This window comes from Limosilactobacillus sp. (genome assembly GCF_051873035.1).
Taxonomy (GTDB): Bacteria; Bacillota; Bacilli; order Lactobacillales; family Lactobacillaceae; genus Limosilactobacillus.
The window spans coordinates 1-8,664 of record NZ_JBJEEL010000041.1; the positions used below are offsets into that span (position 1 = coordinate 1).

Annotated in this window: 9 protein-coding genes and 1 tRNA gene; 1 reads left to right on the forward strand and 9 read right to left on the reverse strand. The window is 49.1% G+C overall.

Annotated elements, in window-relative coordinates; all coding sequences use genetic code 11:
• Nucleotides 1-121: 121 nt before the first annotated feature.
• The 4 genes from wecB to ACI31H_RS03720 form a co-directional block, all read right to left on the reverse strand.
• Nucleotides 122-1,252 carry a non-hydrolyzing UDP-N-acetylglucosamine 2-epimerase gene (gene wecB / locus ACI31H_RS03705; protein WP_439770654.1) on the reverse strand — a complete coding sequence of 377 codons (1,131 nt, stop codon included), beginning with the start codon at nucleotides 1,250-1,252 and terminating at the stop codon, nucleotides 122-124.
• A 98-nt stretch (nucleotides 1,253-1,350) separates the two neighbouring features.
• A tRNA-Arg gene (locus tag ACI31H_RS03710) sits at nucleotides 1,351-1,423 on the reverse strand.
• Between the two features lie 61 nt (nucleotides 1,424-1,484).
• Nucleotides 1,485-2,786 carry a DEAD/DEAH box helicase gene (locus ACI31H_RS03715; RefSeq protein ID WP_439770655.1) on the reverse strand — a complete coding sequence of 434 codons (1,302 nt, stop codon included), beginning with the start codon at nucleotides 2,784-2,786 and terminating at the stop codon, nucleotides 1,485-1,487.
• 11 nt (nucleotides 2,787-2,797) lie between these two features.
• Nucleotides 2,798-3,817 (reverse strand): Gfo/Idh/MocA family protein, encoded by a 1,020-nt coding sequence (locus tag ACI31H_RS03720; RefSeq protein ID WP_439770656.1) that lies wholly within the window; start codon nucleotides 3,815-3,817, stop codon nucleotides 2,798-2,800.
• A gap of 164 nt (nucleotides 3,818-3,981) precedes the next feature.
• On the opposite strand from ACI31H_RS03720, the gene ACI31H_RS03725 reads away from it, so the two are divergent.
• Nucleotides 3,982-4,344 (forward strand): DUF4828 domain-containing protein, encoded by a 363-nt coding sequence (locus ACI31H_RS03725; protein ID WP_439770657.1) that lies wholly within the window; start codon nucleotides 3,982-3,984, stop codon nucleotides 4,342-4,344.
• Between the two features lie 40 nt (nucleotides 4,345-4,384).
• On the opposite strand, the gene ACI31H_RS03730 is transcribed toward ACI31H_RS03725, so the two are convergent.
• From ACI31H_RS03730 to ACI31H_RS03750, 5 genes are all read right to left on the reverse strand, one after another.
• Complete coding sequence (locus ACI31H_RS03730) at nucleotides 4,385-4,960, reverse strand: TIGR00730 family Rossman fold protein (RefSeq protein WP_439770658.1); 576 nt, start codon at nucleotides 4,958-4,960, stop codon at nucleotides 4,385-4,387.
• Nucleotides 4,950-5,891 (reverse strand): lactate/malate family dehydrogenase, encoded by a 942-nt coding sequence (locus ACI31H_RS03735; RefSeq protein ID WP_439770659.1) that lies wholly within the window; start codon nucleotides 5,889-5,891, stop codon nucleotides 4,950-4,952. Before ACI31H_RS03735 ends, ACI31H_RS03730 begins: the two co-directional genes overlap by 11 nt.
• Before the next feature lie 57 nt (nucleotides 5,892-5,948).
• Nucleotides 5,949-7,484 carry a glutamate--cysteine ligase gene (locus ACI31H_RS03740; RefSeq protein WP_439770660.1) on the reverse strand — a complete coding sequence of 512 codons (1,536 nt, stop codon included), beginning with the start codon at nucleotides 7,482-7,484 and terminating at the stop codon, nucleotides 5,949-5,951.
• A 110-nt stretch (nucleotides 7,485-7,594) separates the two neighbouring features.
• Nucleotides 7,595-8,086, reverse strand: a complete 492-nt coding sequence (locus tag ACI31H_RS03745) for a prolyl-tRNA synthetase associated domain-containing protein (RefSeq protein ID WP_439770661.1) — start codon at nucleotides 8,084-8,086, stop codon at nucleotides 7,595-7,597.
• Nucleotides 8,087-8,103: 17 nt separating this feature from the next.
• Entirely contained in the window at nucleotides 8,104-8,415 is a 312-nt protein-coding gene (locus ACI31H_RS03750; protein ID WP_439770662.1) for an MGMT family protein, read from the reverse strand.
• Nucleotides 8,416-8,664 lie beyond the last annotated feature (249 nt).

Below are 8,664 nucleotides of genomic sequence, written 5' to 3' on the forward strand. Positions count from 1 at the left end.
TAGGGACTAGCCATGGTAAAAGAGCAAAGTTCTGTAAGTTAGGTCTTCAGAATACCGATACAACATCCTAAATACTACTTCGCGTTCCCAGAAGCTCGGTCATTTATAGCCGAGTAGTTCACTAGCGTTTCGCCAGGTAGTCGGCGACGATTTTTAAGATTCGTTCACTGGCATGCCCATCCCCAAACGGGTTATCTGCTTCAGCCATCCGCTTATAAGCCCGGTGACTATTAAACAGTTCAAACACCGCCTGCTGGATGCTTGTGGGGTCGGTCCCGACAATTTTGACAGCACCGACGTCTACTGCCTCTTGCCGTTCCGTCTTTTCTCGCAAAAGTAACACTGGTTTATGCAATGCCGGGGCTTCCTCTTGGATACTACCAGAATCGGTAATAATCAAATCACTCCGGGCAGCTAGGTTTAAAAAGTCATGGTAATTTAGGGGGTCCACCAGGTGGATCCGGGGATGCTTAGCAAAAATCTTAGCGGCCATCCCCATCACTTCCGGATTAGGGGCCACCGGATAAATCAGTTCAACATCGGGATTAGTCTCAATAATGTCACGCATCGTATGAAAGACCTGCCGCATCGGCTCACCAATGCTCTCCGGCCGTTTCATGGTCAAGATGATCAACCGGTGTTCACTCGGGAGCTGGCGAAGCAGGTCACTAGTAAAGTCGTCATCCAGTGCCTGGTTGACCATGTCAATGGCGGTATTACCAGTCACATAAATTTGCTCAGCGGGATGGTGTTCAGCCAGCAAGTTATCCCGGGCCCGCGTGGTCGGGGAAAAGTAGAGGTCGGCGAGGTCATCGGTCAAGCGCCGGTGCATCTCGTCGGGAAACGGTGACCATTTATCATAAGTCCGCAGCCCCGCCTCAATATGGCCAATCGGTAAGTGGTGGTAAAAGCCCACTAGACTAGCCGCCAGACTGGTCGTTGCATCCCCTACCACCAACAACATATCGGGCTGGCTAGCATTGATGACATTATTAAGGTTATGGAGCAGCTGACTAAGTTCCTCCACCAAGTGCTCCTCTTTCCCGGACGCCTGAGTGAGGTCGAAGTCGACCGTAATATCCAGGTAGTCGACGGCCTGTTGAAGGAGTGCGGCTTGCTGAGGCTGGGGAGCCGTCGCAATGATCAAGTGCCAGGTACTGGGCGTTGCTTGCATCTTTTTAATCACTGGTGCCAACTTTAGGGCTTCGGCCCGCGTACCAAATAAAAACATTACACGATAGGGTGCTTGCACCTATATCACTCCTTCTTAGTCATAATTATTTTAATTGTACACCTTTTTCAATTAAATAAAAAAGAGCCGGGAAACAACGGTTTCTCGACTCGAGTTTATGATCCCATCCGGGCTTGAACCGGAATCGACCGCTTAGGAGGCGGATGCACTATCCAATTATGCTATGGGACCAAACAGAGAATATTATCGCATTTCCTAACAATTAGGTAAAGTGATAATATTCTTTTTTTATTTATGAATTTTTCCGGCGGTGCTTTAGCCGAATCCCCTTATTCTTCCGGTTCTTCTTATGGCGCCGCTTCTTCGGCTTGGAAAAGCCAGCAAAGGTCTTGTCAACCGACTTTCGTAAGTTGGACTCACCAGCCAACTGTTCCTTTTGTAGGTGCCGGTCCGCCTTTTTCGCAAATGGCACCACCTGCTCACCCGCACTCGGCTTTTGATCGGTCAGGTGGTCCTGGTAGATGTAGAAGTGCTTGAGCTCGACGTCTAAGTCCTTAACGAGCTTCTTTAAGTCACGGATATCGTGGTCATCACCGAGGTTAATCACGATCCCCCGCTCTCCCTGGCGGCCCGTCCGACCGGCACGGTGAACATAGGTATTAGTTTCCGTCGGGAGGTCGAAGTTAACCACCCCAGGAAGTTTCGGGATATCCAGCCCTCGCGCGGCCAGGTCGGTCGTCAAAAGCAACTTGATCTGCCGCTTCCTGAACATCCGCATCGCCTTTTCCCGCTCCGTCTGGCGCTGGCGACCGCCCAGTGTCCCCACTGCGACGTGCTCATGCCGGAGCCGGCTAGCGGCATAGTGGAGGGTCCGCGTACTATTAAAGAAGACTAGTGCACGAAAGTCCTTCATACTGGCAAGGCGCCGGAGGGTGGCTGTCTTTTGGGCATTGGTCCGGGCCGTCAGATAAACGTTTTGAACAGGACCCCGCGAGTGGTCGGTTGCCCGAACGTCAAAGGTTACAATGTCCCGGCCAAACATAACGTTTAACTGGTTTAGAACCGGGGACATCGTAGCCGAGAAGAAGGCCAACTGGGTACTCAACGGGGTAGCCCGTTCAATATCCTCAACTACTGCCAGGGTGTCATCCTGGAGAAGGTCATCGGCCTCATCAATTACCAGCGTCTGCAGGTGGCCAAGCTTTAAGTGGTGGTTATCCAGCATGTGGAGAACCCGCCCCGGGGTACCGACAACAACGTCCGGGTGCTTATGGAGGTGGAGAACCTGCCGGCGAAGGTTGGCGCCACCGGTCAGTGACTGAACCTTTACCCCCAGGATAGCCCCCCATTCACGCATTACCCGCGCCGTTTGTAAGGCTAATTCTTGCGATGGCGATAAAACCAGAATCTGGGTCCCCGAACCCGGCATTACTTTCGGCAGCAATGGCAAGGTAAAGGCCAGGGTCTTTCCCGAACCAGTCGGGGCAATTCCCAGGACAGATTCATCGGTCTGCAGGGCCTTTTCCACGGCTGACTGAATGGCAGTCGGCTGCTGGTAAAGCTTTTCAAAGTGTTCTTTAAATTGTTCGATCAAATATTATCATCCTATTCTTGATCATTGTCTGCAGGGAAAGTTAAGTTAGCCGATTGCCGAAGTGAGTACATAACAGAGTTGACGGTCCGGGCAAGGTCCATCCAGTGCTGGTACTTCTTCATTTCAGCAGGATCATCAGGATTATTAAAGAGGTCCGCAAAGTCATTCATTTCGTCCGTCATGGAGTTCTTTTCAACAGGGGCTTCTAACGGGTGGGCCTGCTTGTCGGCATCATAGTAGGTAACCTGCTTGGTATCAAAGATGCTGTCAAAGACCAGGGTGTCCTTTAAGCCGTAAACTTCAGATGGAAGGTAGGAATTGGCGGTCTTACCAAAGTTAAGGGTAACGGTAAAGTGGTCGTAGTTTAAGATGGCAACACCCTTGGCATCAACACCGGTCTTGGCCAGAGTTGGGTAGTAAACAACCGTATCCGGTTCACCAAAGAGGGTAACGGCACCATAAACGGCGTAAACACCAAGGTCCATTAGGGCACCACCGGCAAAATCAAGAGTGAAGATATTTGGATATGGCTTATCATCTGCTAAGACCTTGTCATACCGTGAAGAATACTTCATGACGGTAATCGTTGCTCCCTGGCAGTGATTGGCCTTCATCTCATTAACCTTCTCTAAGGCCTTGTTATACAGTGGCGTATGGATGTGCCGCGCCGCTTCTACCAACCGCGCCTTAGGGTGAGCAGCTAGCAAGGATTCAATCGCACTAAACTCCGCCGGATTAGCAAAGGATGGCTTTTCAACGATGATGAACTTATCGTTTTCGATGGCCTTGCGAACTTGTTGGTAGTGCAGGCTGTTGGGTGAAGCCACGTAGACAACATCAAAGTCACCATCAGTGAAGAAACGGTCAAGGTCATCGTAAAATTCGGTAGCTCCGTAAGGCTTACCAAACTCTTCGGCCCGGTCCATCGTCCGTGAATAAACCGCGGTGAGCTGGTACTTACCAGTCGTCTTCGCAGCATCTAACATTTGATCAGTAATAATGTGCGTTCCGATAATTCCTAACTTAAGCATAAACTCTACTCTCTCCTTTGTTCTAAATACGTTCTTTCCACCTAATTTTACCAATTATTTCTTGTTTTTAACAGAATTGAAATCTTTCCATAACACAAATATGTGTATAATGATCATGAAGTCAAATGATTTATCACATACTTACCTTGAGGAGACGATGGAATATGAAGAAAAAAGGAATGTTACTTTTCGGCGCGGGACTAATGGCTGGACTCAGCAGTACTTTGGGGTTCAGCCGCGCGAAGAAAAGTAGCACTACCACCGCGCTACCAATTTTTTACACTGGTACCTGGCAATATTATGACAAAGAACGTGACCGTTCCCATCGCATTACCATTTCTCCTGAATTAAAATTGGGAATTGACGATCAGGTTATTCCGGCCACGGTTCAACAAATTAAATCTGACAAACTAGTATTTCTTGATAAGTTTGGTTACCACATTACAATTCGGGCAAACGAGCAACGGCCAGTTTCCTTAACCGATGAAGCTGACGATCAGGTTTACCCAATTCAACCAGTTCAATAATCTTGGAGCGCTGCTAAACAGCGTTTTTTTATTTTAAATGTTATTTGTCATAGGTCCGGTGGTGCGGTACCTGGTAACCCTTCATAAACTCTAAAATATCATCCATACTATTACCAAAGTAAATATTATTTAAGTATAAGTCTTCTAAAAAGCCAGCTTGGTTCATCGCCACCAGTTGCTTTTTTAGTTCGTCGTAAAAGCCATGGTAGTTGTAAATCGCAACCGGCTTGGCGTTGTCACCAACCGTTACCCAGGAAGCAGCCTGGCTGATCTCTTCAAGCGTCCCTAACCCACCAGGCAGGGCGATCATCCCGTCAGCCATCTGCATCATCATTTCCTTACGCCGGTCCATGTTCGGCATAATTTGGCGGTCGGTAACACCCGCTAGTGCCACGCCCCGGTCATAAAGTTCCTGGGTCAACACACTATGGACGATGCCACCATTAGCCAACGTCCCGCGGGCAACCGCCCCCATCAGGCCGTGCCGGCCACCACCATATACTAGTTCGATTTGGTGGGCAGCCAGCCATTCACCGACCTTCTCGGCTTGAACTAGGTAGTCCTTACCCTGTCCGTTTAATGCACCACAGTAAATTGCGAGTCTTTTAATCGTCATTGGTTTCCCCCTCTTTTGCTAGTTCTTGTAACACACTTAATTGCTGTTTGATTGACGCCGCAGCCGTTTTGACTGCCATCTCCTCGACCGGTAACAACTTCAAAAGAAGGAGGTTACCGATCCCCTGCCGACCAATCAGGGCCGGAAAGCTAACGTAGGTCGAATACTGAGGCTGGTAAATGGCTACCGGCAAGGCGAGTTGTTCATCACTTAAAATGGCCGCGATAATTCGTTGGGCCCAGGCTACCGCCGCACTGGCGTTATAACCAAGTCCATGGAGCGTGTACCAGCTACTTAAGTCGGCCTGGATCTTCAATTGGCTCTCGTCAAGCTGGTGACCATTGATTGATTCAGTCAGACTTTGGCCATTTACCCGAACCGTGGACCAGGCAAAGGCCTGCCGCCCCGCATGTTGACCATAGACAAAGCCGGTAACGTTGGCCGAAGATAAGTGTGCCGCGTGGGCTACTGCCCGGCGCATCCGGGCCGTCTCCAACACGGTTCCAATACCCAAGACCTGCTTGCTGGGCAGGGCCAACTGCTGTTGTAAAAAGGCGGTGACTGCTTCGTTCGGGTTCGTCAAGTTGAGGACGATCCCGTGGAAGCCACTTTGCTTAACCTGGTCCGCAAAGTCAATTACCGCCTGGCCGCTTTCGGCTAATTCCGCCATCGGTTCTTTTTTGATTAAAGCACTGTGGCCAACCGCAACCACTAAGACTTGTGCCCGCCCAAGTGCCGCATAATCCTGAATAACAATTTGCGGGTGAGCCGCTAGTACTGTCGCCGCATCCGCCAGGTCGGTTTGGACAGCGAGCGCTAAATCGTCATCGCGATCGATCAATGTTAATTCATCCACGGCCCCCGTCATTACCAGCTCGTTAGCCAGGAGCCGACCGACGTGGCCTAAACCGATTATTCCAATGTTCCGCATAAAATCACCTTAGTTCGAAAGAAGGGACCGTGACCGAGGTCAGTAGTCCCTTGTTTATTATTCTTGTTTTTCTTGGAAACGAGCCGCTTCAGGGAAGGTTTGTAAGACAAACTGCCGGGCCCCTTTAGCAAGGTCCAGGCTGGCATTAGCTTCATAAACCTCACGATGGTCGTTAACGGCTAGCGTGACCTGGTCCGTCCCTAGGTTGAACTCAACCCCGAGCTCGATCGCCGCCCGCACAAGCTTTTGGATGTCATCAGAGTAGTCCTTGCTGATGGCTTGGAGGGGATGGCGGTAGCTAATGTTGTTGGTGTAACGATCATTTGCGATCTTTAACCCGAAGGAGAGGAGGTTACCGTTTTCGATCCGGTCCGCTAGTTGACCACTAATGGTCAGGGATGGATCTTCCACCCGCCGTTTGGCAAAGGTCAGGGCCATACGGAATTCACGCGGCGCATTAAAGTCTTCCGTGAACTTCTGTAACTCATCAATTAAGGCAGTCGCCGCATCCTTCATCTGGTCCGTCTCGTCCTTAGGCTTTTGTAGGGCCACTTCATTGTTCAACTTACGAGCAGCTGCCAGTCGTTGCGCAATATTATCCGGTAGCGGTGAAACCAATGCATCGAGGAGGAGCAACTCCAAGAAGTTCAACGTATCATCACTAATTCCCGTTCGTGATAATGGATCCAAGTCGAAGTTCCGGAACTCCAGGTAATTGATCCCCTGCGCCAGTGAAGCTTTGAGATCCCGCATATCTTGGTTGTGCCGCCGTAAACGAACCGGGCCGAAGAATTCCTTGAGGCTGTAGAAGGTGCCATTATCCATAAAGGACTGTAGCTGATCAATATGCTCTTCCAATGAATTATAGGTTATCCGTTCACTAGCAATGTTGTCATCACCAAACTCACTAGCCCGAATGCTCCGCACTGGTAGTTCTAGCGTGTCTGGAAAACTATCAGGCATGTCTTCCGTGACCGGACTAGCACCGAACAGGTAAGTGAAAAGCCATTGGTAAAGGTAGTAGGTCTGGGCCAGCTTAAAGTAAAGGTGGTTCCGGAAGTCAACCTCACTTTGGTATTCATCCTGGTAGAAGCGGTGGTAAAGTTCGGTGATTAAGTCATCATCTAGGCCAAAGTTGATGTGGACGTCACCCATGATTTCCTTTTCAATTCCGTATTTATTTCCCAGGTAATCATGGTTCTCCTGGTCCCACGGCTTAGTGAAGGCGGTCTTTAAGTAATCCAGATCCTTTTGGTATAGCGGTGCTGGGGCCATACTCAAAGGCCAAAGCCGCTCATCACTACGGAGGTGGGCAATCATAATCTGTTCCAGCATTTTTAGGTTAATTACAGCTGGCTTGCTCCCAACTACCGGTGGTGTCTCAAAATCAATCATGTCGTCCGTAAAACCGGAATTCAGGTAAAGGTTATACTGACGTGTCCGCAGGTCGGCCGGATATGGATAACGACTCGCGCGTCCGTTGGTTAGTACCCGATGCTTTTTAGCTTCCAAGCCAAACCGGCAAGAAAACATTTTGGCATTAAGTGCCGGCTCCTTTAACGCCGACTTGATTTGGTCATATTTATCAGCCATCTAGCACCCTCCCAATCATAATATCTGTTTCCCACTCTACCACTTTTGGAACATGATGGGCAATCTTTTTTATTCATTATTGTCGTAATTGTCAGTTACAATTATCCCAATTAAGCAGTCGGTGTAAGGCTTACCAGCCGGACCGGATTACCCCATTGCTGGACAATTTTTAATAAGTCCGTAAATTTTAGGATCACGGTCATCGTATTATCGTTGGGGTGGCAGCCGACTAGTGGATCACTCGCTAATAATTCCCGGGAAACAACTAAGGTAACTTGATGCTGCTGGTCATTGATTAGATTAAAGGGTGACACTGCACCGGTGCGGACACCGAGTTGCTGGTCCAGGTCACTGGATCGGGCAAATGATAGCCGGGTGGTCGCCAATTGGTCGCGCAGGTAGTGAAAATCAAGGCGCTGGTTATCCTGCAGCATCACGAGAAAGAAGCCCTGCTTGCTTTGGAGGAAGAGGTTTTTAGCCCGGGCAAAGTGGTAGCCGGTCACATACTTATCGGCCTCCGCCGCCGTATAGACCGCTGGGTGCCGGACTACTTGGTAGTCGATACCTGATTTCTTTAACAGTGAAATAATTTTATTTTCCATTCTAATCCCTCCTTATTCTAAAGCCCCGGCCAGCGGCACTTATTAATGTCAACGTGATTTTCATCTTTAAACGGTACACCCTCGGCTTCAAGCATCGGGCGCTGGTCAATCCAGCCAGGAACCAGACGGCCATTGGCAGTAACGACGCGGTGGCAGGGATGGTGACCGGTACCGCCATATTTGCCAAGTACCTTACCGACAAGCCGGGCGTTGTGGGGGCGGTATATTAAGCGGGCAATTTGACCATAACTCGCCACCCGGCCAGCAGGGATTAGGTCTACCATGTTAAGAACGTCCGTGATGAACTTATCGTTTAACTTAGCCGCCATTATTGGTCACCTCTTTGGGGTTTATTATAACGAAAAATCACCTATATATAAGAATACGGGTGATTTTGAAGTTTCATAATGATATTGACGAAATTAACCCCCATATATATGGGGAATACCCTAAAAGGTCCCTATTATAATACGGTTTAAAAGCTGGCTTTTTACTTAGGTTGATGGTTCCTATTTAAAAGTTCTTGGTCCTAAATTTCAAGAATAAGTTAGCCACTGGACTCAAATAAATAATACTGA

Excerpts from the sequence above, each read along its gene's own strand:
- ACI31H_RS03730 (WP_439770658.1), bottom strand. The coding sequence starts at position 4,960 with ATGACGATTAAAAGACTCGCAATTTACTGTGGTGCATTAAACGGACAG.
- ACI31H_RS03745 (WP_439770661.1), bottom strand. The coding sequence starts at position 8,086 with ATGGAAAATAAAATTATTTCACTGTTAAAGAAATCAGGTATCGACTAC.
- ACI31H_RS03750 (WP_439770662.1), bottom strand. The coding sequence starts at position 8,415 with ATGGCGGCTAAGTTAAACGATAAGTTCATCACGGACGTTCTTAACATG.
- ACI31H_RS03735 (WP_439770659.1), bottom strand. The coding sequence starts at position 5,891 with ATGCGGAACATTGGAATAATCGGTTTAGGCCACGTCGGTCGGCTCCTG.
- ACI31H_RS03740 (WP_439770660.1), bottom strand. The coding sequence starts at position 7,484 with ATGGCTGATAAATATGACCAAATCAAGTCGGCGTTAAAGGAGCCGGCA.
- ACI31H_RS03725 (WP_439770657.1), top strand. The coding sequence starts at position 3,982 with ATGAAGAAAAAAGGAATGTTACTTTTCGGCGCGGGACTAATGGCTGGA.
- ACI31H_RS03720 (WP_439770656.1), bottom strand. The coding sequence starts at position 3,817 with ATGCTTAAGTTAGGAATTATCGGAACGCACATTATTACTGATCAAATG.